A 26477-nucleotide genomic window follows, 5' to 3' on the forward strand; every position below is an offset into this window, starting at 1 on the left:
GCGAAGAGCGCCACCTCGCCGCGGTCCAGCAGCCGCTGCGTGCTCTCGGTGCGCAGCCGCTCGGGAGCCAGGTAGAGCAGGTCAAGCTCACCGTCGAGGAAGGCCCGCTCGACGGCCTGCCGCTCGTGGGCGTCCTGTGTCGAATTGAGGAACCCGGCCCGCACCCCGAGGGCGGTGAGCGCGTTCACCTGGTCCTGCATCAGGGCGATGAGGGGCGAGATCACGACGCCCGTGCCTTCCCTGACGAGCGCCGGGATCTGGTAGCAGAGCGATTTGCCGCCACCGGTCGGCATCAGCACGAGGGCGTCACCGCCGCCCACGACCTGCTCGATGATCTCCTGCTGTTCGCCGCGGAAAGAGCTGTAGCCGAAGACGCGGTGCAGCACCTGCAGAGGGGCGGAGATCTCGGGGGAAGTGTCCGGAAGGGCCATCCAAGAAGCCTAACGTCACCCGCCGACACCGCGGACCGGGCCGCCCGGGCCTGTGGACAACTCCCTGGGGGCCCGGGCCGGCCCGCGCTCAGTGCAGGTCGGAGCGCACGGGGCTGGGCGCACTGCCGTCGAGGAAGCCGCCCGACTGGTGCTGCCAGAGTTTCGCGTACGCCCCGTCGTGAGCGAGCAGCTCCTGGTGCGTGCCCTGCTCCACGATCCGTCCGCGGTCGAGGACGACGAGGCGGTCCATGTGGGCCACCGTGCTGAGCCGGTGGGCCACCACGAGGGCCGTCCGCCCTTGCATGAGGCGCCACAGCGCCTCCTGGACGAGGATCTCGCTCTCCGAGTCAAGGGCGCTGGTCGCCTCGTCGAGCAGCAGGATGGGGGCGTCGCGCAGGATCGCCCGGGCCAGGGCGACCCGCTGGCGCTGGCCGCCGGAGAGCTTGACGCCGCGCTCGCCGACCATCGTGTCGAGTCCCTGGGGCAGGGCGTCCGCGAACTCCGTGACGTGCGCCGCGTCGGTCGCGCGGCGGATCTCGGCCTCGGTGGCGCCGGGACGGGCGAAGGCGATGTTCTCGCGCAGGGTGCGGTGGAACATGGCCGGGTCCTGGGGTACGTAGGCCATCAGTGCGCGCAGGTCCTTCTGGCGGAGCCGGCTGATGTCCTGGCCTCCGATCAGGATGCGGCCCGCGTCGATGTCGGTCATGCGGAGCAGCAGGCGGGTGAGCGTGGTCTTGCCGCCGCCGGAGCGTCCCACGAAACCGATCTTGGCACCGCTGGGCACGCTCAGGTCCAGGCCCCGGAAGAGCGGCTCCGCGCCGGCGTGGGCGAAGGTCACCCGGTCGAAGCGGATGTCGGCGGACCGGGTCGGCGGCGGCTCCGGTGACGGCGGGTCGAGCACGGTCGGCGGGTCCAGCAGCAGCTCCGTGAACTGCCCGGCTTCCGTCATCGCGCTCTCCAGGCGGCGGTAGATCTGGTTGAACTCGAACATGATCCGGGTGGCGTTGGAGTAGTAGGTGAAGGCGACCACGACCGCCTCCACGCCGTGCCCGTCCGCGGCGATCACGACCGCGAGGAGCAGGCCGAGCGCGTTGGTAGTTACGGACATGGGCGCGACGACGGTGTCGATGCGCAGGTTGCCGTAGTCCCAGGACCGCAGGGTGAGCCCGCGCGACTGGGCTACCCGGGACCGGTGCTCGGCGGCCTCGCGCTCCTCCGCGGCGAACGCGCGGACGGTGTCCATGTTCATCAGGCTGTCGGCGACGTGTCCCGACACCCGGGCGATCGCCTCCTCGCGACGGACGACGAGCGCCTGGCGGCGTCGGATGAGGGGCAGCACGCACACCGCCGTCAGCACGATCATGGCGAGCAGGGCCGCGACGAACAGCGGGTCGTAGCGCCAGAGCACCACGGAGCCGAACAGCAGGGGCAGGAAACGGCCCACGACCGAGAAGGTCAGCGTGTCGACCAGCTCCTCGAAGCGGGAGGCGAAGCTCAGGACCCGTTTGGTCAGCGAGCCGGCGAAGTTGTCGTGGAAGAACGCGGCGTCCTTCGCGAACAGTTCGTCCATGCCCACGACGTACAGGTGCTCGATGCCGAGGGCGTCGAGACGGTTCAGGCAGTGCAGGCCGAGGCGCCACAGCGCCTCCGACAACAGCAGGACGCCGGCGAACGCGAGGACGTAAGGGAGCATCGCGCCGACCGCCGGGACGGTGCCGCCCGCGATGCGTCCGACGAGCTTCGCGACGATGAGCGGGGCGATGTAGTTGATGCCGATGTTGCCGAGGGCGGGCAGCAGCATGCCGGGCGCCGTGAGCCACCGCAGCCGCTTCAACTCCCGTCCGTAGTAGTGGAGTGCGAGGCGGACCGGACCCCTGGCGGGCGGGCCCTCTCGTAATGCGGACGATCCCATGGCACCCCTGTGGTGTCGTGTGGCGGACCGGGAACCGCAGTGTCCCGCGGGGGCACCGGCCGCGTCCAAGCGTTTTCCGAGGGCGACGGTCATGACCCGGCCTCGGACCGCCCCCACCGTCCGACTCTTCTCCCCGCGCCCCGGTGCTGGCGCGAGAACGCGCCGCGCGGGACCGGCCGCCGCTACGCGCAGGCCGGGCACAGCCCCCGGTAGGTGACCTCGGCCCCGGACACCGTGAAGCCGAACCGCTCCTGCTGGGGGAGGTCCGCCAGCGGGTCGCCGGTGGGGTGGACGTCGCGGATGAGTCCGCAGCCGGAGCACACCAGGTGTTCGTGCGGCTGACGGGCGTTGGGGTCGTAGCGCTTGGCCCTGCCGTCGGTGGAGACCTCCGCCACCTCACCGAGCGACACCAGTTCGCCCAGGGCGTTGTAGACGGTCGCCCGGGAGATCTCCGGCAGCAACCGCACCGCACGCGCGTGCACTTCGTCGGCCGTGAGGTGCACGTGCTCGCCGTCGAGGACCTCCGCGACGACCCGCCGCTGGGAGGTCATCCGCCAGCCGCGCCCGCGCAGTCGCCCCAGCAGGTCACTCATGTCGGCTCACCTTTCCCGGTCCGGCCCACGGCCCGAAGGCTGCCGAGAAACGTCCGGAATCCGATGGGATATGGGCTTGGTCTTCTTCTTGACTTGGAATGCGTCCATCGTAGGATCGGTTCCGTCGACAGCCAAGGGACTGGAAGCCGAAGCCTCCGGAGCGGCGGGAGAGCAGTTCCTGAGCACCGTGATCCGCTGGTCCGGAAGGATTCCCATGTCTGAGAACCATGACGCCATCGTCGTAGACGCCAAGTCCGAGAGCTCAGGGGGCTGTCCGGTGGCGCACGGCCGCGCCCCGCACCCGACGCAGGGTGGGGGCAACCGCCAGTGGTGGCCGGAGCGGCTCAATCTGAAGATCCTGGCCAAGAACCCGGCCGTGGCCAACCCGCTCGGCGAGGGGTTCGACTACGCCGCGGCGTTCAACTCCCTGGATCTCGCAGCGGTGAAACAGGACATCGCGCAGGTGCTGACGACCTCACAGGACTGGTGGCCCGCGGACTTCGGCCACTACGGCCCCTTCATGGTCCGGATGGCCTGGCACAGCGCCGGCACCTACCGGATCAGCGACGGCCGGGGCGGGGCCGGGGCCGGGCAGCAGCGCTTCGCCCCGCTCAACAGCTGGCCGGACAACGCAAACCTGGACAAGGCCCGCCGCCTGCTGTGGCCGGTCAAGAAGAAGTACGGCCAGAGCCTTTCCTGGGCCGACCTGATGATCCTCACCGGCAATGTCGCCCTGGAGCAGATGGGCTTCGAGACCTTCGGCTTCGGCGGCGGCCGCGCCGATGTCTGGGAGCCCGACGAGGACGTCTACTGGGGCCCCGAGACCACCTGGCTCGGCGACGAGCGCTACACCGGCGACCGGGACCTCGAAAGCCCGCTCGGCGCGGTGCAGATGGGCCTCATATACGTCAACCCCGAAGGCCCCAACGGCAATCCGGACCCGCTAGCCGCCGCTCGCGACATCCGTGAGACCTTCCGCCGGATGGCGATGGACGACGAGGAGACGGTCGCCCTGATCGCGGGCGGTCACACCTTCGGCAAGACGCACGGCGCGGGCCCCGCGGAGAGCGTCGGCGACGACCCCGAGGCCGCCTCCATCGGGCAGCAGGGCCTCGGCTGGGCGAACTCGTTCGGCACCGGCAAGGGCGCCGACGCGATCACCAGCGGCCTCGAGGGCATCTGGACGAACACGCCGATCACCTGGGACAACAGCTTCTTCGACATCCTCTTCGGCTACGAGTGGGAGCTGTTCGAGAGCCCGGCCGGCGCCCACCAGTGGCGGCCGAAGGACGGCGCGGGGGCGGGCACGGTGCCCGACGCCCACGACCCGGCCAAGAGCCATGCCCCGACGATGCTGACGACCGACCTCTCACTGCGCTTCGACCCGGCCTACGAGCAGATCTCCCGGCGCTTCCACGAGGACCCCGCGGCGTTCGCGGACGCCTTCGCCCGCGCCTGGTTCAAGCTGACCCACCGCGACATGGGGCCGGTCGCGCGCTACCTCGGCCCCGAGGTCCCGTCCGAGACGCTGCTGTGGCAGGACCCGCTCCCCGCGGTGACGCACGAGCTCGTCAACGCCGGTGACGTCGCCGCCCTCAAGGAGCAGGTCCTCGGATCGGGCCTGCCGGTCTCCCGGCTCGTCTCCGTCGCGTGGGCGTCCGCCTCGTCCTTCCGCGGCAGCGACAAGCGCGGCGGCGCCAACGGTGCGCGCATCCGCCTCCAGCCGCAGAGCTCGTGGGAGGTCAACGACCCGGACGAGCTGGCGACCGTGCTGCGCACCCTGACCGGTATCCAGGAGGGCTTCAACTCCGCCCAGGGCGGCGGCAAACGCGTCTCCCTCGCCGACCTGATCGTGCTGGCCGGCGCCGCCGCCGTCGAGAAGGCCGCGAAGGACGCCGGCTTCGAGGTGGAGGTCCCCTTCACGCCGGGCCGCGTGGACGCGTCGCAGGAGCAGACCGACGTGGAGTCGTTCGCCGCGCTGGAGCCGGCCGCCGACGGGTTCCGCAACTACCTCGGCAAGGGCAACCGGCTGCCGGCCGAGTACCTGCTGGTCGACCGGGCGAACCTGCTGAACCTGAGCGCCCCCGAGATGACCGCGCTGGTCGGTGGCCTGCGCGTCCTGGGCGCGAACCACCAGCAGTCCCCGCACGGCGTCTTCACCACGGCCCCCGGGACCCTCACCAACGACTTCTTCGTCAACCTGCTGGACCTGGGCACGGCGTGGAAGGCGACGTCCGAGGACCAGAACACCTTCGAGGGCCGTGACGCCGCCACCGGCGAGGTCAAGTGGACCGGCACCCGGGCCGACCTGGTCTTCGGCTCGAACTCGGAGCTGCGCGCGCTGGCGGAGGTCTACGCGAGCGACGACGCCCGGGGCAAGTTCGTGAACGACTTCGTCGCCGCGTGGGACAAGGTCATGAACCTGGACCGGTTCGACCTCGTCTGACCCCGGCGTCCGGGCACGGACGGTCCCCCGTCCGTGCCCGGACGTCCGGGCACGGACGAGGGCGCTGCCCGTGTCCGCCGCCATGACCGGTGGCGGACACGGGCAGCGCCCTGCCGTTTCAGGGCGTGCCGGACGCCGACTCCATGACCTTCTTGAGATTCCGCAGGGTGGTGGCGATGTTCCGGGCCTGGAAATCGGCGAAGGTCTGGCCTCGCGTGGCGAGCCGGTCGAAGGCGTGGGCCACGAAGTCCGGCCAGGATCGGCGGTCGTCGGTCCACGTCTCCGTCACCCGGGTGCCCTCCGGGACCGGCTCGAACCGGTACTCCCAGGTGGCGATACGGCCGGGCAGCCGCGGGCGCCGGATGCCGATGGCGTGCACCCGGAAGCGGAACAGCCGGTCCTTCTCGGCCGCCGTCACCGTGCACCGGGTGGTCCAGCGGAAGGCCCCCCGCTTGTTGCGCCCGTCGAAGACCATCCCGGGGCGGGTCTCGCCGGCGTCTCCGTGGACGGTGGCGCCGAGGTTCTCCGGGCTCCAGGCGCCCATCCGGGCGGGGTCGGAAACGTGCTGGTAGACGTCGGCGGGACGGACCCGGACGACGATGCTGTCGGACACCGTGAATGTACGAGGCATGGCTCTCCCCTCTCCGCGGCCGACGCTACCGTCCCGCCACCACCCTTGGCTACCTTCCGGTAACTTCGGCGGGCGCGGGAGCGGTCGGACACGGCGAAGGCGCCTGCCGCGGGAGGGATCCCGCAGCAGGCGCCTCAGGCGGCGTGCACGGACGCGGGCGGCCGGGGCCGCCGGCGGTCAGACGGCCGGAACCGGGTAGGTCGGGTACTCCACCCCGGAGACGTGCTGGACGACCCGGATGACCTGGCAGGAGTAGCCGAACTCGTTGTCGTACCAGAGGTAGAGGATGGCGTCGTCACCCTCGACCTTGGTGGCGCCCGCGTCGATGATCGAGGAGTGGCGCGAGCCGATGAAGTCGCTCGACACCGCGTCGGGGGCGCTGATGAAGTCGATCTGGCGCTTGAGCGGCGAGTTCAGCGACACGTCCCGCAGGTGGTCCAGGACCTCCTCGCGGGTCGTCTCGCGCCCGAGCCGCAGGTTGAGGATCGCGATCGAGACGTTCGGCACCGGGACGCGGATCGAGCTGCCGGTGATGCGGGCCTTGAGGTCGGGCAGCGCCTTCGCGACGGCGGAGGCGGCGCCGGTCTCGGTCAGCACCATGTTGAGCGGCGCCGAACGGCCGCGGCGGTCGGAGCCGTGGTAGTTGTCCAGCAGGTTCTGGTCGTTGGTGAACGAGTGGACGGTCTCCACGTGGCCGCGCAGCACGCCGTACTCGTCCGCCATCGCCTTCAGCGGCGGGACGATCGCGTTGGTGGTGCAGGAGGCGCAGGACAGGATCTGCTCGTCCGGCTTGATCGTGTCGTGGTTGACGCCGTGGACGATGTTGGGGACGTCGCCCTTGCCCGGCGCGGTCAGGACGACCTTGGCGACACCGGGGCGCAGGTGCTTCGACAGGCCCTCGCGGTCGCGCCACTTGCCGGTGTTGTCGATGAGGATGGCGTCCTTGATGCCGTACGCCGTGTAGTCGACCTCGGACGGGTCGTTGGCGTAGATCACCTTGATCTCGTTGCCATTGGCGATGATCTTGCTGCTCGCCTCGTCGACGGTGATGGTGCCCTGGAACTGGCCGTGGATGGAGTCGCGGCGCAGCAGCGAGGCCCGCTTGACGAGGTCCTCGGCGGCCCGGCCGCCACCCCCGCGGACGACGATGGCGCGCAGGCGCAGACCGTTGCCGGAGCCGGCCTTCTCGATGAGCAGGCGGGCGACGAGGCGGCCGATGCGGCCGAAGCCGTAGAGGACGACGTCGCGCGACTCGGAGCGCTCGATCTTGTTGGCCCCCGTGGCGCCGACGACGGCCTCGGCGGTGAAGTCCTGCACCGACAGCCCGCGGTCGTCGCTCTTGTACGTCGCGGCGAGCATGCCGATGTCGATCTGGGACGGGCCGAGGTCGAGGGCGGCCAGGGCCTGGAGGAACGGCAGCGTCTCGGTGACGGACAGTTCCTCGCCGGCGATCTGACGGGCGAACCGGTGGGTCTTCAGGATGCTGACCACCGACTTGTTCACCAAGGAGCGGCTGTGGAGCAGGACGGTGACGTCCCGCTCGCGGTGCAGCTTCCCGATGATCGGGATCATCGACTCCGCGATCTCCTCGCGGTTCTTCCAATTGGTGAACGAGTCGTCATTGACAGTCACAGGTTTATCTTTCGAGCTAGGCGGCGCTCATATGCTAACCCGCCCCTGCTTTGATCGTTCAAACGGCCCCCCGAGCGGTCTCCGCCGGACCCGTGGGCCCCTTCACCTCTCCTTGCGCGCGACGGCGAAGACCCGCCGGAACGGCAGCAGCGTGCCGAAGCTCCGCCGCGGATAGGCCACGGCGAGCCGGGCCCCGTATTCCACCTCGAACCGCTCCCTCAGTCCGTCCGGCAGCGACTGGAGCACGGGCCGCGCACCGGTCCCTTTGACCCACTCCAGGACCGCGTTCTCGCCCGGCAGGAGGTGGCTGTAGGTGGACTCCCAGGCGTCGAGGGAGCACCCCTCGGCGCTGAGCGCGGCGACGTACTGCGCCGGGCCCGGGACGTCCGGCCGGGGCGCCGCCTCCCCCGCGTACGGCGCGTACGGTTCGGCGCCGGCCAGTTCCCGCAGGATCGCGTGGGAGGGTGCGTCGCCGTTTCCGGGGATCTGGAGGGCGAGCCAGCCGCCCGGGCGCAGCGCGCGGACGAAGCCCGGAAGGAGGTCGAGCTGCTCGGGGACCCACTGGAGGGTGGCGTTCGAGACGATGACGTCGACCGACTCCGGGGGCGCCGCCCATGCGCGCAGGTCGCCCACCTCGAAGGTGAGGCGGTCGGTGGCCAGGGGCCGGGCGGCGTCGATCATCTCCGGCGAGCTGTCGACGCCGTGCACGGCGGCCGTCGGCCACCGGTCCCGGAGCGTGGCGGTGAGGTTGCCCGGGCCGCAGCCCAGATCGACCACGACCGAGGGCTCCTCGGCCCGTACCCGCGCGAGGAGATCGGCGAAGGGGCGGCCCCGTTCGTCGGCGTACTTCCCGTACTGCTCTGGATTCCAGACGGGTGACGTGCGCATGGAGAGCCCCTTCGTTCGTCCTCGTGGTTCTTCGTCGTTCTTCCGGCTTCTGCGGCCTCGATATCTTGACGTCAAGATACTTTACGGTGATCCGGCCCGGGACGCACCCTCCACGGGGCCGGGAAAACGGTTCAGCCGCTACCGCCGGCGGTAGCGGTAGCGGCCGAGTGCCGCAGCACCTGAAGGACCTGCGCCGTGATCGCGCTCTCGTTCCGCTCGAAGTCCGCCCCCGTCAGCTGGGCGGGGTCGGCGGGCAGGCCGTCGAGGACGGGCGTGTGCAGGTGGCCGCCGGGCAGTCCGGGGCTGAGCTCCAGGCGTAGCCGGTTGGACCGGTACGCGACCTCGTTGGAGAGGTAGCCGCCGCCTCCGCCCGCCACGGCGCGCGAGCCGGGGGTGGGTCCGTCGGCCCGGTCCACCGGCTCCTGCCCCCCGGCCGGGATCTCGGTGACGGCCGTGTTCAGCCGGACCGGATAGGGATTCTGTACGGCGGTCATGGCCGCGGTGGGCAGGGTGGTCCGCAGGAACTCCGCTCCGGGGCCCATGCCCGGCGCCGTGACGGGGTGGTCGTAGGTGCCGCCGGAGAGGGCGCGGGTGTTGTCCGGGTACGGGTCGGCCGAGCGGGCCCGGCCGGCCCATGCCTCCAGGGTGAACAGGCCGGGGTACCCCTGGCTGATGCTGGTGATCATGTCCGCGGCGCGCGGCCCGGCGGCCAGTCGCGGGCCGTAGGCGCGCTCCACGATGCCGGCGTCGAAGTCGGCGTACCGCACGGGCAGCACCACCGCCCGCAGCTCGGCCCGCGTGCCGTCGGCCAGCGTGATGCGACGGCCGCTCAGCTGGAGGGCGGCCGAGCCTGAGGGATTGGCCCGGCGCAGCTCGGCGTCCAGCCCGAAGGGGTCGAAGCCGCTGACGAAGACGCGCCGCACTCCCGGCGTCCCGCTGAACTCGTTGGCGCTGAGGCCGCGGGACGCGTCCTCGAACCGGCTCCGCAGGGCGGGGCGGTCGACGGGGAAGTCCGGTTGCCAGCGGTCGAGCTGCACGGTCATCGCGAGCCTGGTCCAGTACAGGGGCCGGTCGTCCCCTGTGGGCAGGTCGCCGGCGGGGCGCCGTCCCTGGGCCCGGTTCACCGCGGCCTGCCACAGCGCCTCCCCCCAGGTCCCGAGGAGCCGCCCGGCCTCGGCGGCGTCACGGGCGGCGCAGAGCGCCGCGGGGAAGCGCCGCACGAAGTCGTCGAGCCCTGCCCGTTGCGGGAACACGGCGGTGCGCGGATCCGCGAGCCGGCTCTGCTCCGGATCCGCGGGGGCGGCGGGGGTGCGGGGGGCGGCGGCGTCCGTGCGGCAGGCGGGTGCCGGCGCGGCGTCCGCGCGGGGGGCGGAGGGGAGGAGGGTGGCGACACCGAGCAGAGCGGCGACGAGGGCCGCGCGAGGTAAGCGCATCATGCGATGTGACATTACACAGAGCGTCAGTTCCTGTCAGGGCCACGTCCGTTCCGTCGGGCGCTCCCGAACGCGCGCCCGGCGGCCGTCCCGGGCGCGGGACGATCCCTCCCCCCGGGAGCCGCCGGACCGGGGCACATGCCGCGCCGGAGCGTGGGCACACGCCGGTACATGACCATTCTCAGGAAAGCCGCTCGTCCCTTGCTCGCCTCCGTCTTCGTCTCGGGCGGGCTCCGCACCCTGCGCGACCCGGACCCGCTGACGCCGGCGGCCGCCTCGGTGGCCCTGCCGCTGGCGCAGCGGGTGCCGGGGCTCCCGGTCGACGCGCAGCGCCTGGTGCGGATCAACGGTGCCCTGCAGCTGGGGGCCGGTCTCCTCCTCGCCACCGGCAGGCTCCCCCGGATCTCGGCGCTCGCCCTGGCGGCGTCGCTCGTCCCCACGACGATCGCGGGGCACGCCTGGTGGAACGCCGAGGAGCCGGAGGAAAGGGCCCGCCAGCGCCTGCAGTTCACGAAGAACCTGTCCCTCTTCGGGGGTCTGCTCATCGCCGCGGCCGACACCCACGGCAAGCCGTCCCTGGCCTACCGCTCCCGCGCCGCCGCCGCCTCCGCGGGCCGCAGCGTCCGCCGCCGGGCTTCAGCGGTGTGAGAAGCGGGAAGAACCGGCCGGCCGCCGTTGCTCGAAGAGGTATGACACGTGGACACGACATCACCATCGAGCAGGGCGAGCGGCACGTACGCGTGGTGCGGGACGGGCAGGTGCTGGCCGACAGCCGGCGGCCGCTGGTGCTGCGCGAGACGGGCTGCCCGGTGCGCTACTACCTGCCGCCCGAGGACGTGCGGACCGACCTGCTGACGCCCTCGGGCACGCACACCCACTGCCCGTTCAAGGGCGACGCCGACTACTGGTCCGTGCCGGGCGGCGCCGACCTCGTATGGGCCTATCCGGACCCCAGGCCCGATGTCGCCGTCATCAGGAACCACTTCTGCTTCTACGACACCGAGGTCGTCTGACGGCGTGTCCGGGCCGTCCGCCGACGCGCCGCCACGAAGGGTGCGGGTCAGGGTCGGGGGTGGCACGGTGACCCGATGGTCATCGGGTCACCGTCCACTTCTGGTTGGCGGCTCCGGTGCAGGTCCACAACTGGAGCCGGGTGCCGTTGGCCGTGCTGCCGCCGGCCGCGTCGAGGCACTTGTTCGCCTGCGGGTTGACGATGTCCCTGGCCGCCGGAACCGCCCATTGCTGGGCCGCCGTACCGTTGCAGTCCCACAACTGCACCCGCGTCCCGTCCGCCGTGCCGCCGGAGGCCGCGTCCAGGCACTTCCCCAGCGCCCGGATCGTGCCGTCGCCGCCCACGCTCCACCGCTGGGCCGCCGTACCGTTGCAGTCGTACAGCTGCACCGCCGTGCCGTTGGCGGTGGCCGCACCCGCCACGTCCACGCACTTGCCTCCGACGCCGGTGACGGGACCGCCCGAAGGCTGGCCCCCCGTGTCGGTGCTGACCCGTACGTAGTCGACGAGGAGCTGCTGGGGGAAGGCGGTGCTGCCGTCGGGGTCACCCGGCCAGTAGCCGCCGACGGCGAGGTTGAGGATCACGAAGAAGGGCTTGTCGAAGACCCACTGCCGGCCTGCGAGGTCGGCGGGGGTCCGTCGCTGGTACACGGCGCCGTCGACGGACCAGGTGATCGCGCCGGGGCTCCAGTCCACGGCGAAGGTGTGGAAGGCGTCGGCGAAGGCCTGTCCGCCGGGCAGGGTGTAGCCGGCCCCGATGCCGCCGGAGCCGGAGTACCCGGGGCCGTGCAGCGTGCCGTGGACCGTGGAGGGTTCGAAGCCCACGTTCTCCATGACGTCGATCTCGCCCGAGGCCGGCCAGCCCACCTGGCCGATGTCGTTGCCCAGCATCCAGAAGGCCGGCCACATGCCCTGCCCGCGCGGGATCTTCATGCGGGCCTCGACGCGGCCGTAGGTGGTGGTGAACCGGCCGGCCGTGTTCAGCCGGGCGGAGGTGTACTCGCACCGGCCGTACCAGCACTGGTAGTTGGCCGGGTTCTCCCGGCGGGCGGTGATGACCAGGTGGCCCTGGCCGTCGAGGGCGGCGTTGCCGTTGCCGGCGGTGTAGTACTGCCGCTCGTGGTTGCTGACGTTGTCGCCGGTCTCGATCTGCCACTTGCCGCCGTTGACGGCGGAGCCCGCGGGCCCGTCGAACTCGTCCGCGAAGGTGACGGCGGCGGCCGCGGCAGCGGGGGCGGCGGGTCCGGGGGTGGCCGCCTCGACGGCACCCAGGGCCGGTCCACCGGAGAGCGAGGCGAGGACGGCGGCGCAGGACAGGAGGGGCACCAGCAGGCGGCGGGGTAACCAGGGAGCACCCATGGGACTTCCTTCCAGGAACGTGCCGGTAGGACCGCACGCCGTCGGCCAGGACATGAGCATGGAAACATGGACATGGACATGGACATGGACATGACAGAACGGCGCATACGGAATGATGTGATCGCCGCGCCGACCGGGTGCCGGGGCAGGCAAGCGGAGCAGCGCGGCTTAGTTCACTACGTGATTTAAGAAGTGAACAATTTGCCTGTCAAGGGTCTGGTACGGATCCCCGCACGGCGGTCGCCGGCCCCGGGTCGCGCGTCCGCACCCGCGGCCGCCGCGCCGCGAGGCATGGACAGGGGGCGGCCGGGCAGGCGCCGGGCGTGCCCGAGCCCCTCGGGCACGGCACGCGGAGGGTCGTGACGGGCGTGGAGGACGCGGAATTCGGTCGTCTGCTGGGCGCGCTCCTGCAGGCGTCACACCGGCTGGACGTGGACGACCTGCCCGGCGCCCTGCGGAGCGCCGTCCGCGCCATGGGGCTGCACGACGCGGCGATCCTCCTGGTGGACGTGCAGCAGACGCGCCTGATCCCGCTGACCGGTGAGGGGAGCGGGCCGCAGCCCCGCGGGACACCGGATCCCGCCGGCCCGGCGGAGGCGCCGGAGGCGTCGCGGACGGGGCTGGCGGTCGACGGCACGCTCGCCGGCTGGGTCTACCGGACGGGCTCCCTGCAACTGTCCACCGGCGCCGGACTGGTGCTGTGGCTCCCCCTCGTCGACGGGGTGGAACGGCTCGGCGTCCTGCGCTTCACGGCGCCGTCCCTGGACGCCGTGACGCTGGAACGGTGCAAGGTGCTGGCGTCCCTGTTCGGGGAGCTGGTCGCGACCAAGAGCGCCTTCAGCGACACCGTCCCGCGCACCGTGCGCACCCGCCCCATGAGCATCCAGGCGGAGCTGGCCTGGGCGTTCATGCCGCCGCGGACGATCGGCAGCCACCGGGCCACCTCCAGCGCGGTGCTGGAACCGGCCTACCGGATCGGCGGCGACGCCTTCGACCACACGCTGAGCGCCCGCACCCTGCACGTCACGCTCGTCGATGCGATGGGGCACGACCTCGCCTCGGGGCTGTGCGCGGCCGTCGCGCTGGCCGGGTGCCGGTCCACGCGCCGCGCCGACGGGGGCCTGCCCGACATCACCGTGGCGGTGGACGACGCGCTGAACCGGTGGATCCCGGACCGTCTGCTCACGGCGGTCTTCGCGGACCTCGATCTGGAGACGGGCGCGCTCAGCTGGGTCAACCGCGGCCATCCCCCGCCGCTGCTGATCCGCGGCCACCACGTCGTGCCCGGCGCGCTGTCGCGCACCCCGCAGCTGCCGCTGGGCCTCGGCCCCCGGCACGGGCCGCCCGCGCCCAGTACGGTCCACCACGCCCAGCTGGAGCCGGGCGACCGGATCCTCGTCCACACCGACGGGGTCACCGAGGCCCGCTCGGCCACGGGCGAGCTGTTCGGCGAGGAGCGGCTGATCGACACGGTGGTACGGGCCACGGCGGCGGGCGAGGCGGCTCCCGAGGCCCTGCGCCGGCTGATCCGGGCCATCCTCGACCACCACGACGACCGCCTCTGCGACGACGCCACGATCCTGCTCGCCGAGTGGCACCCGCACCGGGAACCGGCCCCTGCCGGCGGGGCGGACGGCCTCCTCGGTGCTGTGGGCGCCCCGGAACCCGCCGGCGCCCCGGGCACCTGAGGATCTCAGGTGCCCGGGGCACGCCGGCTCCGCTCGCCTCAGGTCGCCGGTTGCGGGAACGGCCCGGGCCCGGGCAGGGGGCCCGGAGGCGGCAGCGGGTCCGGCTCGGGAGCGGGCGGAGCCGGCGGGTCCGGCGCCGGCTGCGGAGGCGCCGGCGGGACGGGATCGGGACCCCCGGGACCGGGTACGGGACCCGGCAACGGGCCTGGGCCGGGTCCCGGACCGGGTCCCGGCGCAGGGGTGGGGCTGGGAGGTACGGGATCGTTCGGAGGGGTGCCGGGCGCGCCGGGCAGGGTGGTACTCACAGCGCCTCCGTCTGCTCGGCGCGGGTCTGCCGGTCGGGGCGGTGCGGCTGCCGCGCGGGCGTGGGCGGCGGTGGCTCGGAGGAGCGGCGCCTGATGCCCCACCAAACGGCCCCGGTCAGCAGTGCGGCGATCACCATGCCGACGGCCAGCAGGACGCCGGCCGCGGGGCCGTTCACCGCCAGGGGAATCATCTCGTGCACCATCGCGGTCCACCTTCCTGCCCGCTCTGCCGGGCCTGGGGAGCCATGCGGTCCGAGTGCCCGGGGATCACCTCGGCCATGCACCCGGCGGCCCTGCGGCGGCCCGTGTTTGCCCGGCGACAGCGGGGGCAGCCGCGTCAGCACACGGGCATCGACACACGCCAAGGCCCGGAATGGAGGCCCGGACATGTCGAAAGGCACCCTCATAGCCGTCATCGTCGTCGCGGCGGTCGTGCTGATCGCGCTGGCCGTGGCGCTGCGGATGGCGGCGCGACGACGTCACCTGCGGAGCCAATTCGGACCGGAGTACGACCGTACGGTGGACGAACAGGGCGGGCGGCGCGCCGCCGAGCGCGACCTGCGGGCCCGCGAGCAGCGCCACGACGAGCTCGAAATCAAGGAACTGCCGCCGGAGCGCCGGCGCCACTACACCGAGGAGTGGAGCGGCGTCCAGGAACACTTCGTGGACCGTCCGGAGGGTTCCGTCGCCGAAGCCGACCAGCTGGTGTCCCGCCTGATGCGGGAGCGCGGCTATCCCACCGACGACTTCGACGGACAGCTGCGCGACCTCTCGGTCGAGCACGGGCGGACGCTGGAGCATTACCGCGCCGCCCACGAGATCCGCCACCGCAGCGGCCAGGGAACAGCGACGACAGAAGAGCTCCGCGGGGCGATGGTCCACTACCGCGCCCTGTTCGAGGAGCTGCTCACCGATCAGAGGAGCCGATGACCATGCACAGCCGCGACGACAGGCCGGACCCGGACCGTGAGCCGGGCCTGACCACGCAGGACATAGCCCACCCCGGCGCGGGCGCGGGCGCGGCCGGTGAGCGCGGCGCGGCGGTCTTCCCGGGGGAGGCGACCGCCACCGACGACGCGGACCGCGCGGGCGCCCGGGACGACGCGGACCGCGCCGACACCCGGGATGCCTACGGCGAGGGGTTCCCGGCCGGTGAGGACGTGGTCAAGGGCGATGCTGGTGCCGGGCGGCACGACCTGGCCGGCGGGAACGGCGCCGTCCAGGGCAACGACACCGCGGCCGGACGGGGCGGGGCGGGGCACGACGCCGACGAGCCGCTCCTCGGCAGCGGGGAGACGGAGGACCTGCGCACGAAGTGGAGTGAGATCCAGGGACGGTTCGTCGACGACCCGCAGGATGCGGTCAGGTCGGCGGACTCCCTGGTGGCGGAGGTCATGCAGACCCTCGCCGCCACGTTCTCCTCGCACAAGCAGGGACTCGAAGGCCAGTGGGACCGCGGTGAGCAGGTGGCCACCGAAGACCTGCGGCTCGCGCTACAGCACTACCGGTCGTTCTTCAACCGGCTGCTCAACACCTGAGCGACGGCGCGCACCGTACACCGGGCGGTCGAGCGGCGTCCCTGCGGACCTCATCCAGGTCCGCAGGGACGCCGCTCGCGTGTGCCGGGGGCCTGCCTACGCGCCGGAGGCGAAGGGGCTGCGGTCCAGGTCGGCGAGCAGATCGGCCGGATTCGCGTACACGGCGCGGGCCCCGGCCTCCTCCAGATCGGCCCGGGAGATGCCGCCGCACAGCAGGCCCACGGACGTGACGCCCGCCTTGGCGGCGGCCTTCATGTCCCACACCGTGTCCCCGACGAAGACGGCGTCGCGGGGATCCGCGCCGACGAGGCCGAGGGCGTGGCGCACGGGGTCGGGGGCGGGCTTGCCCTGGCTCACGTCGTCGGCGCTCGCCGTGGCGGTGATGGCGTCGTCGGCGTCGACGGCCCGCCTGAGCGCCTCCAGCTCGTGGTCCTTCGCGGAGGTCACCAGCACCACGCGCCAGCCCCGGCCGTGCAGTGCGCGCAGCAGCCCGGCGGCCGACTCCAAGGGGGGCAGCCGGTCGAAGTAGGTGCCGTAGAGGGTGTCGTGGGCGGCGCTGAGGGCATCGTCCTGGCCGGTGTCCCGGCCTTCACCGAGCAGGTGCGCGAGGAGCCCTTCTCCAGGCAGGCCGATCGCGTGGTGGATGTCGTGCATGGCGACGTCGTGTCCGGCCTGCCGGAGCGCCTCCCACCAGCAGACGACGTGCAGATGATTGGTGTCGGCGAGGGTCCCGTCGACATCGAAGAGCGCGGCGCGGGTCATGTGGGCCTCCAGGATCGGCGCGGGGAAGATGTCGGGCGCCTACCCCCTGCGCCCCGGAACACCCGCCCGGGGGTGCCTTGACGCCGGGCCGGATCAGCCCCCGGCCCGGCCCGGCCGGCAGGACGCCCACGGCGGCCTACGGGGCGTCCTGATCCGCCGCCTGCCAGATGGTGGTGGCGTTGCAGAACTCGCGGATCCCGTGGCCGGACAGCTCGCGGCCGTACCCCGACCGTTTGACGCCGCCGAACGGCAGGGCGGGGTGGGAGGCCGTCATGCCGTTGACGAAGACACCGCCGGCCTGCACGTCGCGGGCGACCTGCGCGATGTCATCCTCGTCGCGGGTCCACAGGTTGGAGCTCAGGCCGAAGGGCGTGTCGTTGGCCCGTTGCACGGCCTCGTCCAGATCCGCGACGCGGTAGAGGGTGGCGACGGGTCCGAACGCCTCTTCCTGGTCGATGCGCATGCCGGGGGTGACACCGGCCAGCACCGTCGGCTCGTAGAACCAGCCCTGGTCGAAGCCGGGCGGGCGCCGTCCGCCGCACAGGGCGGTGGCGCCCTGGCGGACGGCGTCGTCGACCAGTTCTTCGAGGTCCTTGCGTCCGGCCTCGGTGGCCAGCGGGCCCACGTCGGTGGATTCCTGCATCGGGTCGCCCACGGTGAGGTCCGCCATCGCGGCCGTGAACCGCTCGGTGAACTCGTCGTACACGTCGGTGTGGACGATGAAGCGCTTGGCGGCGATGCAGGACTGTCCGTTGTTCTGCACGCGCGCGGTCACGGCGGTGGCGGCGGCCTTGGCGATGTCGGCCGAGGGCATCACGATGTACGGGTCGCTCCCGCCCAGTTCCAGGACGGTCTTCTTCACCACGTCGCCGGCCACCGATGCGACCGCGCGCCCGGCGGGCTCGCTGCCGGTGAGGGTGGCCGCGGCGACGCGCGGGTCGCGCAGGACGTCCTCCACGGCCGCGGAGCCGATCAGCAGGGTCTGGAAGCAGCCACGGGGGAAACCCGCGCGCTGGAAGAGCTCACCGAGGTAGAGCGCGGTCTGCGGGACGTTCGAGGCGTGCTTGAGCAGGCCCACGTTCCCCGCCATGAGCGCCGGCGCGGCGAACCGTACGACCTGCCAGAGGGGGAAGTTCCACGGCATGACGGCGAGGACCACCCCGAGGGGCCGGTAGACGACGCGGGCGGTCGCGGCGCCCGCGTCGCGCACGTCGGCCTGGTCGGGGTGCTCGTCGGCGAGGAGTGATTCGGCGCGGGCGGCGTACCAGCGCATCGCCTTGGCGCATTTGGCGGCCTCGGCGCGGGCCGCGGCCAGCGGCTTGCCCATCTCCGTGGTCATCGTCCGCGCGATGTCCTCGGTCTCCGCCTCCAGCAGCTCGGCCGCACGGATCAGCAGCGCGGCGCGTTGCGCGAAGGTAGTGCGGCGGTACTCGGCGGCCGTGCGCGCGGCGTCCGCCAGACGGCGTTCGACGCCCGCCTCGTCGAGCGCGTCGAACGTGCGCAGCGTCCTGCCGGTCGTCGGGTCGACGGTGGCGATGGGCATGGTGCGGCCTTCCTCGGTGGGGGCGCGGCTCACCGGCCGCGCCCCGCGCTCGGGGGCCCCGGCGTCGCGGGGCCCCGGTGGCATGCTCCGGTTGCGTGCGCCGGTGGGGTCAGAGTTCCCGCAGGGCAGGCAGCAGTTTCGACTCCGCCCAGTCCTGGAAGGCCCACTGGTGCTCGCCGCCGATCTGGACGAGGGCGACCTCGGTGAACCCGGCCTCCACGTACGGGCGTACGGCGTCGACGAAGGCGTCGACGTCGTCGCCGCAGGGGATGGACTGCGCGACGTCCTCGGGCCGGGTGTAGGTGGAGGCCTGCTCGAAGGCGCCCGGTCCGGGCAGCTCGGCGTTGACCTTCCAGCCGCCCAGGGCCCATCGGAACTGGTCGTGGGCCCGTGCCACCGCCGCGTCGCGGTCGGGGTCGTAGCAGACGGGCAGCTGGCCGACGCGGGGCTTGCCCGCGCCGCCGTGCGCGTCGAACTTCTCCAGCAGTTCCGGCTTCGGTTCGGTGGCGATCACCAGGTCGCCGTGCCGGCCCGCGAGTTGGCAGGAGCGCTCGCCCGACACGGCGACGCCGATCGGGGGCAGCTCGTCCGGGAGGTCCCAGATCCGGGCGTTCTCCACGTCGAAGTGGGCGCCGTGGTGGCTGACGGAGTCGCCGGTGAAGAGGGAACGGATGATCTCGACGGCCTCTTCGAGCATCTCCAGGCGGACGTGGGCGGCGGGCCAGCCGGCGCCGATGACGTGTTCGTTGAGGTTCTCCCCGGAACCGAGGCCGAGTCGGAAGCGGCCCTGGGAGAGCAGCTGCATCGTGGCGGCCTTCTGCGCGATCACCGTCGGGTGGTAGCGGAAGGTCGGGCAGGTCACGTACGTCATCAGCGGGATCCGCGTGGTGGCCTGCGCGGCCGCTCCCAGGACGCTCCACGCGTAGGGCGCGTGCCCTTGGGACTCCAGCCAGGGGAAGGAATGGTCGGAGATCACCGAGAAGTCGAACCCGGCCCGTTCCGCTCCCACCACGTGGGCCACCAGTTCCCTGGGGCCCGCCTGCTCCGTCATCATCGTGTACCCGATGCGCACCATGTGCTCCGCCTTAACCGCTCTCGCCCTGGTGAAATCCGAATGTCGGCCCCCTGCGGGACCTTCCTGCCGCACGTCCCTACCGCCGCGTCCTGCACGTCGCCCTCCGGCACCCGGCGCCCGGCCCGGGAACCCGGGGCGCCGCGCCCCGGGCCGGGCCGGAACCACCGCCCGCTCGCGGCGGCGGGGCCGGGCCGGCCGGTCTCAGCCCTCCGACCGCTTCGGCGGGGAGGGGCGCACCTGCTCCTCGCGCCCGATGCCGGGCCGCTCGCGCTTGGCGGTGCGGCCCGCGCCGCCGGAGTCCGCGTCGTCCCCGGAGCCGTCCTGCACGGCCTCGTCCGCCTGGCGCCGGGCTTCCTGGTCGCCGGCCTCGCCGGGCGCCTCGGACGGGGTCGTCCGCGGGTGCCCCTGGGACTTCTTCTGCTCGCTCATCACTGCGCTCCTTCGGTGGTCCTGTTCGGTCCGACCTGGTCCGCCTACCCAGATCTCCGGCCGATGCCCGCCGCGTTTTCGCCTGCGGTGCGGGCCACCTCCCGGGGGCTGGGGCGACATCCCGTTCACGTCTCGACGGTATGCGGCCACGGGGCGCCGCGCCCACTGCTCCGGGGCCGGCCGGGTGCCTGCCCGGACCGGCGGGGGGTCATCGCGGGCCGCAGCCACCCGACCGCGATGCGGAACGATTCGTCCCGGATTCCGGGACGAATGAGCCCATCACGCCACCGCACCAACATTCTGACGTTCCATCAGGTCAAGCGTCCCGGACCCTTGACTCCGCGGGTGGCGGTCGGGATTCTCGTCCTCACACATGTGCGGGCCATGACAACCGTGGGCCGTCGTCCGCCGACCGGAGACGTGAGTGATGACCATGACCGGACCCCCGCTCCACCGGCGCAGGCCCCTCGCGGTGCTGTCGTTGCTCCTCACCGCCATGGCCCTGGTGCTCGGCTCCGCAGCCGGCTCCTGGGCCGATCCGGGCTGGTGGGACCCGGTGGCACGCCCCGCGCCCGACTCGCGGATCGACGTCACGGGCGAACCCTTCAAGGGAACCGATGCCGAGGGCCGGGTCCGCGGCTTCGTCGACGCCCATGACCACCTGATGTCGAACGAGGGCTTCGGCGGGCGCCTCATCTGCGGCAAGCCGTTCTCGGACCAGGGAGTGGCCGACGCCCTCAAGGACTGTCCCGAGCACTACCCCGACGGATCGCTCGCCGTCTTCGACTTCATCACCAAGGGCGGCGACGGCAGGCACGACCCCGACGGGTGGCCCACCTTCGCGGACTGGCCCGCCCACGACTCCCTCACCCACCAGCAGAACTACTACGCCTGGGTCGAGCGGGCCTGGCGCGGCGGTCAGCGGGTGCTCGTCAACGACCTCGTCACCAACGGGGTGATCTGCTCGGTCTACTTCTTCAAGGACCGCGGCTGCGACGAGATGACCGCCATCCGCCTGGAGGCGCAGAAGACCTACGACATGCAGACCTTCGTCGACACGATGTACGGCGGCCCGGGCAAGGGCTGGTTCCGCATCGTCACCGATTCCGCGCAGGCCCGCGACGTCATCCGGCAGGGCAAGCTCGCCGTCGTCCTCGGAGTGGAGACCTCGGAGCCGTTCGGGTGCAAACAGATCCTCGACGTCGCGCAGTGCGGCAAGGAGGACATCGACCGCGGCCTGGACGAGCTGTACCGCCTGGGTGTGCGCAGCATGTTCCTCTGCCACAAGTTCGACAACGCCCTGTGCGGGGTCCGTTTCGACGAGGGCGCCCTCGGCACGGCGATCAACGTCGGCCAGTTCCTGTCGACGGGGACCTTCTGGAAGACGGAGAAGTGCGCCGGCGCGCAGCACGACAACCCCATCGGGACGGCGGCGGCGCCCTCGGCCCAGAAGGAACTGCCGGCGGGCGTGGCCGTACCGTCGTACGCGGCGGACGCCCGGTGCAACGCGCGCGGGCTCACGGACCTCGGTGAGTACGCGGTGCGCGGCATGGTGAAGCGCAAGATGATGTTGGAGATCGACCACATGGGCGTCAAGGCCGCGGGCCGCGCCTTCGACATCATGGAATCCGAGTCCTACCCCGGTGTGATCTCCTCGCACAGCTGGATGGACCTGGACTGGACCGAGCGCGTCTACCGGCTCGGCGGCTTCGTGGCCCAGTACATGAACGGCGCCGAGGCGTTCAGCGCGGAGGCCAAGCGCACGGACGCACTGCGCGACAAGTACGGCGTGGGATACGGCTACGGCACCGACATGAACGGTGTCGGCGGCTGGCCCGGACCGCGCGGGGCGGACACCCCGAATCCGGTGCGCTACCCCTTCCGCAGTACCGACGGTGGATCCGTCATCGACCGGCAGACCACCGGTTCGCGCACCTGGGACATCAACACCGACGGCGCCGCGCACTACGGCCTGGTCCCCGACTGGATCGAGGACATCCGCCATGTCGGCGGCCAGGGCGTGGTGGACGACCTCTTCAAGGGCGCCGAGTCCTACCTCACCACGTGGGGGAACTCCGAGCGGCACAAGGCCGGGGTGAACCTCGCCCCGGGCTCTTCCGCCTCGGCGTCGACCGCGCAGTGGTGGAACCCCTTCGTGGACTTCGCACCGGGCCGGGCGGTGGACGGCGATCCGGGCTCCCGCTGGGCGAGCGAGTGGAACGACGACCAGTGGCTGCGCATCGACCTGGGCTCCGCGAGCCGGGTGGGGCGGGTGACCCTCGACTGGGAGGCCGCCTACGGCAAGGCGTACCGCATCGAGGTCTCCACGGACGGCGCCGACTGGCAGACGGTCTGGTCGACGGCCGAGGGGGACGGCGGCCTGGACACGGCCCGCTTCTCCGGGGTCCCGGCCCGCTACCTGCGCGTCCAGGGGCTCCACCGGGCGACCCAGTGGGGCTATTCCCTGCGCGAGGTCGGCGTCTACAGCAGCTGACCCCTCCCGGGGCGCGCGGGCCGGCGGGATCGGGAGATCCCGCCGGCCCTTTCCCTCTGCGCACCGCTCCCCTGCGCCGCCCACGACCGGAGGAACGCCCATGGCACGCAAGCCCTCGGCCGAGCGGCGCCGCCAGCTGACCGAGGCGGCCATCCGGGCGATGACCCGCGACGGCGTCGCCCGGACGACGACCCGGTCCATCGCCGCCGAGGCGGGCGTGTCGCTGAGCGTCCTGCACTACTGCTTCGACTCCAAGCAGGTGCTCCTCGAATCGGTCATCGAGACGATCACCGGCCACTACATCCAGGTGGTGAAGGCGGCCATCCGGCCGAGGGGCACCCTGCGGGAGACCATCCGGGCCGGCTTCCGGGCGTACTGGGACCACGTGGCCGCCCACCCCGGTGAGCACATGCTCACCTATGAGCTCACGCAGTACGCCCTGCGCCAGCCGGGTTTCGAGCACCTGGCGCGGCGGCAGTACGAGCTGTACGCCGACACCTACACCGAGCTGATCGAGCAGCTCCGTGCCGCCATGGGCTTCGAACTGCGCGTACCGGCCCCCTCGCTGGCCCGCTACCTCGCGGCGATGACCGACGGGGTGACCCTCAGCGTCCTGGTCCTGGGCCACGACGCGGTCCCCGCGGACGTCCTGGACATGATCACCGACCACGTCGGCGACCACGTCACCGGCCTCGGCGGCGACCCGGCCGGAACACCGGCCCCGGACCCGGCCAGGGACCCCGGGGATCGGGGATCCAGTCCGGGCGGCCCGGCGGCGCTTACCTCCCGGACGCCGGGGTAGCCGCTGGAGGAGAACCCCCGCCGGGCACCGGAACCCGGCACCCCCAGGGAGGCGGCTTCATGATCCAGGCATCCATACCGCTGATCCCCGCGAGCGACGGCATGCTGCTGATCCCCGCCGACCACGTCACCGCCCTCCTGCGCAACCTCGCGCAGGACTGGGAGCACTCGACGGATGCCGGCGAGATCCGCGCCGACAAGGAGACGGCGCTGGCCCTGGCCGGTGTCCTCGCCGAGCTCGCCGACCAGATCGACGTGGAGTGCATCGGTTTCGCCTCCTGCGGGGAGGAAGGCTTCTGACGGCCGCCACGGGCGGGGCCCGTCACGGCGCCCCGCCGGACCCGGGGACGTGGATGTCCAGCACGCAGATGTCGTCGCGGTTCCCCTGCCGCTGAGCGGCCAGCGTGCGGGCGAGGGTGTCCGCGCGGCCCTCGGCCACGAGTGCCCGGGCGGTCTCGGCGAGCCGGGCCAGCCCGGTGTCGATGCTCTCCCCCGGTTCCTCGACCAGCCCGTCCGTGTACAGCACCAGGTGGTCACCGGCCTCCAGGCCGATCATCTCCTGCTCGTACGCGGAGGTGAAACTCGCGCCGAGGAGCCTGCCCTGCGGCTGGGGCAGGAACCGCGCCTCGCCCCGGCGGATCAGCAGGGGCGGCAGGTGCCCGGCCCGTACCCAGGTCATCCGGTGGTCCCAGGGCTGGTAGCGGGCCATGATCATGGTGGCGGTTGCGCCGCAGGGCTCCGAAGCGGTGTGCAGCAGGAGGGAGTTGAGCCTGCCGAGCACATCGGGCAGCGCCGAACCCGTGATGGTCATGCCCTTGGCGGTGAACCGGAGCTGCGCCATCGTGCCGACGGCGTCCAGGCCGTGTCCGGCGACGTCCCCGACGACGAAGAGCGCGCTCCGGTCGGGGAGTTCGATGGCGCTGTACCAGTCGCCCCCGACGTTCACTCCGGCGTCGGAGGGGACGTAGGCGATGTCCACATGGAGGCCCGCGAGCTCCAGTGACCGCTCGGGGGTGGGGAGCAGCGCGTGCTGGAGCCGGGCGGCGAGGGTGCGTTCGGCCTGGAGCTTGCCGCGCTCGACCAGGACGGTGCGTTCGCTCTCCAGCAGCGCGCTTTCGGCGCTGCGCGGGTCATCCGGCTCCTGGCCGGGCCGGTCGGCGGCGGCGGCCGGGCTGCGGTCCGCGCGTGCGGGGGCGCCCGGCAGCCGCGCATCCTGAGGTTCGCGCTCCTCGCGCTCCTCGCGGTCGTGCCGGGTCCAGGACACGATGAGCCGGCCCCCCAGGCGGGCCGCGCGCACGGAGAAGGCGGACCGCCGCGGGCCTGCGGCGACGGCCTCTTCGCAGGGGAAGGGCGCGCCTTCGTGGACCGTGCCGGTGGTCAGGGCGTCCAGGCACCCCTCCCACAGGGCCGAGCCGGCCACGGCGGGGTAGGTCTCCAGGACGCGCCGGCCGACCAGCTCCTTGCCGCGGCGGCCGGACGGGTCGACCGATCCGGGCGCCGCCGCGTCGATCCGGTAGTCCTCCACCTCGCCCGTCTCCGAGCGCACGGGGGTCAGCAGGACCGCGGTCCCCGGGAGCGCGTCCAGGATCCGCTGGACGGATTGCGCCGTCTGCGACGTGTCGCCCTCGGGTCCGCAGGCCGGGGACGCGGCCCGCGGGGCCGGCTCCGCCCGCGCCTGCGCCGCCGTGCGCGCGGACCCGGCGCCCCCACGCGGCGAGCGCAGCCGCCCCAAGGTGCTGCGGCACTCCTCGTCGAGGGTCCGCCCCCGCCGGGCGGCGCGCCGCAGCAGCGTCTCGTGCGCCCCCTCGGCCGAGAGGCCCGCCTGGGCCATCAGGACGCCCTTGGCCCGTTCCAGGACGACCGTGGCAGCAAGCAGGTCCTCGCGGTCCGCGATCTCCGGGCGCAGTGCGGCCACGGGCCTGCCCGGTGCGAGCACCTCGGGTGCGGCACCGTCACCGGGCTGGGACGCGGAAGTGGGCGTCATCCCCCGAGGATGGCATGCCGAAGGTCGCGAAGGACCCTCCCGCGGAAAGGCGGTTTCCGGGCCGCCTCAGCCCGGCAGCGGGGCCGGGGCGGGTACCGGGGTCACGGCGAGGCTGTCGACGACGGCCCGCAGGCTGCCGGCGCGCGCGAAGACGGCCCGCTGGCGGGCGGCGCCGGTGCCACGCCGGCGCAGCGCGTCCCACAGCGTGTGCACGGCGTAGAGGTCGCCGGCCGCCTCCAGGCCGGGCGCCGCCCGCTCCAGCAGCCGCTCGACGAGCTCCGCGGCGGGCACCTCCCGGCCGCTCACCGCATCGAGGCCCGGGCCGACGAGGCCGTGCGCCGCGGCGAGCTCGTGCGCCCGGCGCAGCAGGACATCGGCGGGGTGCGGCGGCGGGAGACCCGCGTCGGCCTCGGCGAGGAGCGTCCCGGCGAGACCACGGGCCAGGGCCGCCGTCAGGACGACGGTGTCGACGTCGGCGTTGACGTCGGCCATCCGCATCTCCAGGGTCGGCACGTGCTCCGAGGGGCGGGCGTACCAGTAGAGCATCCGGCGGTCGAGCAGCACCCCGGAGTTGACCAGCCCGTCGACGTACTCGGCGTACCGGGCCTCGTCCAGCAGCGGGGGCGGCCCGACGGTCGGCCAGGAGGAGAACGCGACCGAGCGCCAGCTGTCGAAGCCCGTGTCCCCGCCGCAGGCGATGGGGGAATTCCCGGTCAGCGACTGGAGCACCGCCAGCCAGGGGCGCATGTGGTTGGAGAGGGTCAGTGCCCGCCGCCGGTCGAGGGCGCCGAGGTGGATGTGGCACCCGCAGACCAGGCCGCGCGGGCCGAGCAGGGCGGTGAACCGGCGGGCCATGCGGCCGTACCGTTCACCGTCCGTCACCGTCAGCGGCTCCTGCGGTGCGATGACCGGGACGCCCGAGGCCACCAGGAGGCAGCCCGCCGCCGCTGCGCTCCGCGCGACCGTGTCCCGCAGGCGCACCAGCTGGGCCCGCAGGTCCGCGCAGTCGGCGGACGGCTCGGTGCACACCTCGACCTGCGCGTTGTAGAACTCCGTCTGGACCTGGGGGCCGAGCCGCCCGGCGACCGCGCCGATGACCTCGGGCGCGCGGTTCACCGGCGCCCTGCTGCTGCGGTCCACCAGCAGGTACTCCTCCTCGACACCCATGGTGAGAACGTCCATCGACTCCTCCTCGAACGGGTGACCGGCGCCTACCCGTCCGGACCGGACTCATACCGGGGCGCGGGATGCCGTACATGAGGCGCGCCGGGGCGGGCAGGCGCAGAAGGTACGCGAGAGCCGCACGCTGCGCCGAACAGCGAGGTGAGGGCATATGGAACCGGCGAACGAGCGGGAGCCCGAGGGCCCCGGACCCACCCCCGCGGGACCTGACCCGGTGCCCCGTGATCCGCGCCCGCGCGATCCCGGGCACGAACCGGATGCTCCCGGGCCGGACCCGGGCGGACCGGCCCCCGGGGAGCCTGCCGGGGACGAGCCGGCGGGTGCGCCGGAACCTCCCGAC

At 72.8% G+C, this 26477-nt stretch carries 23 protein-coding genes and 1 pseudogene; 9 read left to right on the forward strand and 15 right to left on the reverse strand.

From position 1 onward, the window contains the following. The 3 genes from AMK16_RS37395 to AMK16_RS22805 form a co-directional block, all read right to left on the reverse strand. Nucleotides 1-431 (reverse strand): DEAD/DEAH box helicase (locus tag AMK16_RS37395; protein ID WP_242438845.1); only part of this gene is annotated, 431 nt, incomplete at its 3' end. 88 nt (nucleotides 432-519) lie between these two features. Further along, nucleotides 520-2343 (reverse strand): ABC transporter ATP-binding protein, encoded by a 1824-nt coding sequence (locus AMK16_RS22800; RefSeq protein WP_073918548.1) that lies wholly within the window; start codon nucleotides 2341-2343, stop codon nucleotides 520-522. A gap of 182 nt (nucleotides 2344-2525) precedes the next feature. Next, a complete protein-coding gene (locus tag AMK16_RS22805; RefSeq protein WP_073918550.1) occupies nucleotides 2526-2936 on the reverse strand; it encodes a Fur family transcriptional regulator in 411 nt (136 codons plus the stop codon). A 214-nt stretch (nucleotides 2937-3150) separates the two neighbouring features. On the opposite strand from AMK16_RS22805, the gene katG reads away from it, so the two are divergent. Beyond that, a complete protein-coding gene (gene katG / locus AMK16_RS22810; protein ID WP_073918551.1) occupies nucleotides 3151-5382 on the forward strand; it encodes a catalase/peroxidase HPI in 2232 nt (743 codons plus the stop codon). Between the two features lie 118 nt (nucleotides 5383-5500). On the opposite strand, the gene AMK16_RS22815 is transcribed toward katG, so the two are convergent. The 4 genes from AMK16_RS22815 to AMK16_RS22830 form a co-directional block, all read right to left on the reverse strand. Further along, entirely contained in the window at nucleotides 5501-6013 is a 513-nt protein-coding gene (locus AMK16_RS22815; RefSeq protein WP_073918553.1) for an SRPBCC family protein, read from the reverse strand. Nucleotides 6014-6190: 177 nt separating this feature from the next. Beyond that, entirely contained in the window at nucleotides 6191-7645 is a 1455-nt protein-coding gene (locus AMK16_RS22820; RefSeq protein ID WP_073918555.1) for a glyceraldehyde-3-phosphate dehydrogenase, read from the reverse strand. A gap of 102 nt (nucleotides 7646-7747) precedes the next feature. Further along, entirely contained in the window at nucleotides 7748-8533 is a 786-nt protein-coding gene (locus tag AMK16_RS22825) for a methyltransferase domain-containing protein (protein WP_073918556.1), read from the reverse strand. A 131-nt stretch (nucleotides 8534-8664) separates the two neighbouring features. Beyond that, on the reverse strand, nucleotides 8665-9969 hold the full coding sequence (locus AMK16_RS22830; RefSeq protein WP_242438846.1) for a pyroglutamyl peptidase: 1305 nt from the start codon (nucleotides 9967-9969) through the stop codon (nucleotides 8665-8667). Between the two features lie 168 nt (nucleotides 9970-10137). Here AMK16_RS22830 and AMK16_RS22835 point away from each other — a divergent pair, with 168 nt between their 5' ends. Further along, nucleotides 10138-10614 (forward strand): DoxX family membrane protein, encoded by a 477-nt coding sequence (locus AMK16_RS22835; protein ID WP_073918925.1) that lies wholly within the window; start codon nucleotides 10138-10140, stop codon nucleotides 10612-10614. A 41-nt stretch (nucleotides 10615-10655) separates the two neighbouring features. After that, nucleotides 10656-10979 carry a DUF427 domain-containing protein gene (locus AMK16_RS22840; protein ID WP_073918558.1) on the forward strand — a complete coding sequence of 108 codons (324 nt, stop codon included), beginning with the start codon at nucleotides 10656-10658 and terminating at the stop codon, nucleotides 10977-10979. A gap of 79 nt (nucleotides 10980-11058) precedes the next feature. Here AMK16_RS22840 and AMK16_RS22845 read toward each other — a convergent pair whose 3' ends face one another. Then, nucleotides 11059-12336: a glycoside hydrolase family 16 protein gene (locus AMK16_RS22845; RefSeq protein WP_073918560.1), complete on the reverse strand. Its 1278-nt coding sequence runs from the start codon at nucleotides 12334-12336 to the stop codon at nucleotides 11059-11061. Nucleotides 12337-12659: 323 nt separating this feature from the next. On the opposite strand from AMK16_RS22845, the gene AMK16_RS22850 reads away from it, so the two are divergent. Further along, nucleotides 12660-14024 carry a PP2C family protein-serine/threonine phosphatase gene (locus AMK16_RS22850; protein ID WP_242438847.1) on the forward strand — a complete coding sequence of 455 codons (1365 nt, stop codon included), beginning with the start codon at nucleotides 12660-12662 and terminating at the stop codon, nucleotides 14022-14024. Nucleotides 14025-14325: 301 nt separating this feature from the next. Here AMK16_RS22850 and AMK16_RS22860 read toward each other — a convergent pair whose 3' ends face one another. Continuing rightward, complete coding sequence (locus AMK16_RS22860) at nucleotides 14326-14532, reverse strand: DUF6479 family protein (RefSeq protein ID WP_073918565.1); 207 nt, start codon at nucleotides 14530-14532, stop codon at nucleotides 14326-14328. Between the two features lie 184 nt (nucleotides 14533-14716). Here AMK16_RS22860 and AMK16_RS22865 point away from each other — a divergent pair, with 184 nt between their 5' ends. Together AMK16_RS22865 and AMK16_RS22870 are read left to right on the forward strand one after the other, a co-directional pair. Next, nucleotides 14717-15259: a hypothetical protein gene (locus tag AMK16_RS22865; protein WP_073918566.1), complete on the forward strand. Its 543-nt coding sequence runs from the start codon at nucleotides 14717-14719 to the stop codon at nucleotides 15257-15259. Then, nucleotides 15256-15867: a hypothetical protein gene (locus AMK16_RS22870; RefSeq protein ID WP_242438848.1), complete on the forward strand. Its 612-nt coding sequence runs from the start codon at nucleotides 15256-15258 to the stop codon at nucleotides 15865-15867. Before AMK16_RS22865 ends, AMK16_RS22870 begins: the two co-directional genes overlap by 4 nt. 96 nt (nucleotides 15868-15963) lie before the next feature. On the opposite strand, the gene AMK16_RS22875 is transcribed toward AMK16_RS22870, so the two are convergent. From AMK16_RS22875 to AMK16_RS22890, 4 genes are all read right to left on the reverse strand, one after another. Beyond that, a complete protein-coding gene (locus AMK16_RS22875) occupies nucleotides 15964-16629 on the reverse strand; it encodes an HAD family hydrolase (RefSeq protein WP_073918569.1) in 666 nt (221 codons plus the stop codon). A 136-nt stretch (nucleotides 16630-16765) separates the two neighbouring features. Then, complete coding sequence (locus AMK16_RS22880; RefSeq protein ID WP_073918571.1) at nucleotides 16766-18172, reverse strand: NADP-dependent succinic semialdehyde dehydrogenase; 1407 nt, start codon at nucleotides 18170-18172, stop codon at nucleotides 16766-16768. A gap of 109 nt (nucleotides 18173-18281) precedes the next feature. After that, a complete protein-coding gene (locus AMK16_RS22885) occupies nucleotides 18282-19247 on the reverse strand; it encodes an LLM class F420-dependent oxidoreductase (RefSeq protein ID WP_073918572.1) in 966 nt (321 codons plus the stop codon). A gap of 201 nt (nucleotides 19248-19448) precedes the next feature. Beyond that, complete coding sequence (locus AMK16_RS22890; protein ID WP_073918574.1) at nucleotides 19449-19676, reverse strand: hypothetical protein; 228 nt, start codon at nucleotides 19674-19676, stop codon at nucleotides 19449-19451. A 427-nt stretch (nucleotides 19677-20103) separates the two neighbouring features. Between AMK16_RS22890 and AMK16_RS22895 the strand changes: the two genes are divergently transcribed. The 3 genes and pseudogenes from AMK16_RS22895 (at nucleotide 20104) to AMK16_RS22905 (ending at nucleotide 23271) form a co-directional block, all read left to right on the forward strand. After that, nucleotides 20104-22170 carry a galactose-binding domain-containing protein gene (locus tag AMK16_RS22895; RefSeq protein ID WP_199885524.1) on the forward strand — a complete coding sequence of 689 codons (2067 nt, stop codon included), beginning with the start codon at nucleotides 20104-20106 and terminating at the stop codon, nucleotides 22168-22170. Nucleotides 22171-22270: 100 nt separating this feature from the next. Continuing rightward, nucleotides 22271-22843 (forward strand): annotated as a pseudogene (locus AMK16_RS22900) (TetR/AcrR family transcriptional regulator); the annotation flags it as partial. A 188-nt stretch (nucleotides 22844-23031) separates the two neighbouring features. Then, nucleotides 23032-23271: a DUF6213 family protein gene (locus AMK16_RS22905; protein WP_073918575.1), complete on the forward strand. Its 240-nt coding sequence runs from the start codon at nucleotides 23032-23034 to the stop codon at nucleotides 23269-23271. A gap of 22 nt (nucleotides 23272-23293) precedes the next feature. Here the strand turns inward: AMK16_RS22905 and AMK16_RS22910 are convergent, their stop codons facing one another. Together AMK16_RS22910 and AMK16_RS22915 are read right to left on the reverse strand one after the other, a co-directional pair. Beyond that, nucleotides 23294-24955 carry a PP2C family protein-serine/threonine phosphatase gene (locus tag AMK16_RS22910; protein WP_073918577.1) on the reverse strand — a complete coding sequence of 554 codons (1662 nt, stop codon included), beginning with the start codon at nucleotides 24953-24955 and terminating at the stop codon, nucleotides 23294-23296. A gap of 66 nt (nucleotides 24956-25021) precedes the next feature. After that, nucleotides 25022-26137: a carboxylate-amine ligase gene (locus AMK16_RS22915; RefSeq protein ID WP_073918578.1), complete on the reverse strand. Its 1116-nt coding sequence runs from the start codon at nucleotides 26135-26137 to the stop codon at nucleotides 25022-25024. Between the last annotated feature and the right edge of the window lie 340 nt (nucleotides 26138-26477).

It is taken from the genome of Streptomyces sp. CB00455 (assembly GCF_001905445.1).
Lineage (GTDB): Bacteria > Actinomycetota > Actinomycetes > Streptomycetales > Streptomycetaceae > Streptomyces.

What these genes read in the sequence shown, in the direction of transcription:
- AMK16_RS22835 (WP_073918925.1), top strand. Translation starts at nt 10,138, where the DNA reads ATGACCATTCTCAGGAAAGCCGCTCGTCCCTTGCTCGCCTCCGTCTTC.
- AMK16_RS22825 (WP_073918556.1), bottom strand. Translation starts at nt 8,533, where the DNA reads ATGCGCACGTCACCCGTCTGGAATCCAGAGCAGTACGGGAAGTACGCC.
- AMK16_RS22870 (WP_242438848.1), top strand. Translation starts at nt 15,256, where the DNA reads ATGACCATGCACAGCCGCGACGACAGGCCGGACCCGGACCGTGAGCCG.
- AMK16_RS22905 (WP_073918575.1), top strand. Translation starts at nt 23,032, where the DNA reads ATGATCCAGGCATCCATACCGCTGATCCCCGCGAGCGACGGCATGCTG.
- AMK16_RS22895 (WP_199885524.1), top strand. Translation starts at nt 20,104, where the DNA reads ATGACCATGACCGGACCCCCGCTCCACCGGCGCAGGCCCCTCGCGGTG.
- AMK16_RS22860 (WP_073918565.1), bottom strand. Translation starts at nt 14,532, where the DNA reads ATGGTGCACGAGATGATTCCCCTGGCGGTGAACGGCCCCGCGGCCGGC.
- AMK16_RS22805 (WP_073918550.1), bottom strand. Translation starts at nt 2,936, where the DNA reads ATGAGTGACCTGCTGGGGCGACTGCGCGGGCGCGGCTGGCGGATGACC.
- AMK16_RS22840 (WP_073918558.1), top strand. Translation starts at nt 10,656, where the DNA reads ATGACACGTGGACACGACATCACCATCGAGCAGGGCGAGCGGCACGTA.
- AMK16_RS22915 (WP_073918578.1), bottom strand. Translation starts at nt 26,137, where the DNA reads ATGGACGTTCTCACCATGGGTGTCGAGGAGGAGTACCTGCTGGTGGAC.
- AMK16_RS22880 (WP_073918571.1), bottom strand. Translation starts at nt 18,172, where the DNA reads ATGCCCATCGCCACCGTCGACCCGACGACCGGCAGGACGCTGCGCACG.
- AMK16_RS22885 (WP_073918572.1), bottom strand. Translation starts at nt 19,247, where the DNA reads ATGGTGCGCATCGGGTACACGATGATGACGGAGCAGGCGGGCCCCAGG.
- AMK16_RS22910 (WP_073918577.1), bottom strand. Translation starts at nt 24,955, where the DNA reads ATGACGCCCACTTCCGCGTCCCAGCCCGGTGACGGTGCCGCACCCGAG.
- AMK16_RS22815 (WP_073918553.1), bottom strand. Translation starts at nt 6,013, where the DNA reads ATGCCTCGTACATTCACGGTGTCCGACAGCATCGTCGTCCGGGTCCGT.
- AMK16_RS22845 (WP_073918560.1), bottom strand. Translation starts at nt 12,336, where the DNA reads ATGGGTGCTCCCTGGTTACCCCGCCGCCTGCTGGTGCCCCTCCTGTCC.
- katG (WP_073918551.1), top strand. Translation starts at nt 3,151, where the DNA reads ATGTCTGAGAACCATGACGCCATCGTCGTAGACGCCAAGTCCGAGAGC.
- AMK16_RS22890 (WP_073918574.1), bottom strand. Translation starts at nt 19,676, where the DNA reads ATGAGCGAGCAGAAGAAGTCCCAGGGGCACCCGCGGACGACCCCGTCC.
- AMK16_RS22865 (WP_073918566.1), top strand. Translation starts at nt 14,717, where the DNA reads ATGTCGAAAGGCACCCTCATAGCCGTCATCGTCGTCGCGGCGGTCGTG.
- AMK16_RS22830 (WP_242438846.1), bottom strand. Translation starts at nt 9,969, where the DNA reads ATGATGCGCTTACCTCGCGCGGCCCTCGTCGCCGCTCTGCTCGGTGTC.
- AMK16_RS22800 (WP_073918548.1), bottom strand. Translation starts at nt 2,343, where the DNA reads ATGGGATCGTCCGCATTACGAGAGGGCCCGCCCGCCAGGGGTCCGGTC.
- AMK16_RS22875 (WP_073918569.1), bottom strand. Translation starts at nt 16,629, where the DNA reads ATGACCCGCGCCGCGCTCTTCGATGTCGACGGGACCCTCGCCGACACC.